The following is a 777-nucleotide window of genomic DNA, read 5'->3' as shown; positions in this document are numbered from 1 at the left end:
TACGCATGGTCACTGGCTTTGTACAAAGCCTGATTAAACTTTGCGGATTAGATTGGACAGCGCCAGACTATACGACGCTTTGCAGAAGACAAAAACATATTGATATTGCGATTAGCTACCAAAAAAGTAGCAATGGTCTACATCTACTCGTAGATTCAACTGGTTTAAAGTTTTTGGGCGAAGGTGAATGGAAACGGAAGAAACATCAGCCTGAATATCGTCGACAATGGCGTAAGCTTCACATTGGTATAGATGCTGAAACGCTGCAAATACGTGCAGTTCAGCTCACAACGAACAATATCAGTGATTCACAGGTGCTCGGTGATTTACTTGGTCAAATACCACTTGATGAGCGAGTAGATTCTGTCTATACCGATGGAGCCTATGACACTAAATGCTGCAGACGAGTGATCTCAGATCGTCAAGCATATGCGGTGATTCCGCCAAGAAAAAATGCGAAACCGTGGAAAGATACAAAAGTTCATTCGCAAGAGAGAAATGAATTACTAAAAACAGTTAAGCGTCTAGGAAGAGCCCTTTGGAAAAAGTGGTCTGGTTATCATCGGCGAAGTTTGGTCGAAACCAAGATGCATTGCATCAAATTATTAGGCGATAAACTCTACTCAAGGAATTTTGACAGCCAAGTGAATGAGATCCATGCACGTGTAGCCGTATTAAATAAATTTACAGAATTAGGCAGACCTCATACCCAAGTTGTAACCTAAATTTTAGCAACTTAGGAAAACTTTACCTTCAAAGGCTTTATGCAACAAAGCC

Annotated in this window: 1 protein-coding gene; it reads left to right on the top strand. The window is 40.9% G+C overall.

What is annotated here, in order from left to right:
- Positions 1-725 (top strand): IS5 family transposase (locus tag MSG95_RS18880; RefSeq protein WP_104039724.1); only part of this gene is annotated, 725 nt, incomplete at its 5' end.
- Between the last annotated feature and the right edge of the window lie 52 nt (positions 726-777).

Source organism: Acinetobacter sp. IK23 (assembly GCF_035615275.1).
In the GTDB taxonomy this organism is placed as follows: Bacteria; Pseudomonadota; Gammaproteobacteria; order Pseudomonadales; family Moraxellaceae; genus Acinetobacter; species Acinetobacter seifertii.
Note: the sequence above shows the minus strand (reverse complement) of the source record. Positions and strands in the feature narration are given on the sequence as shown.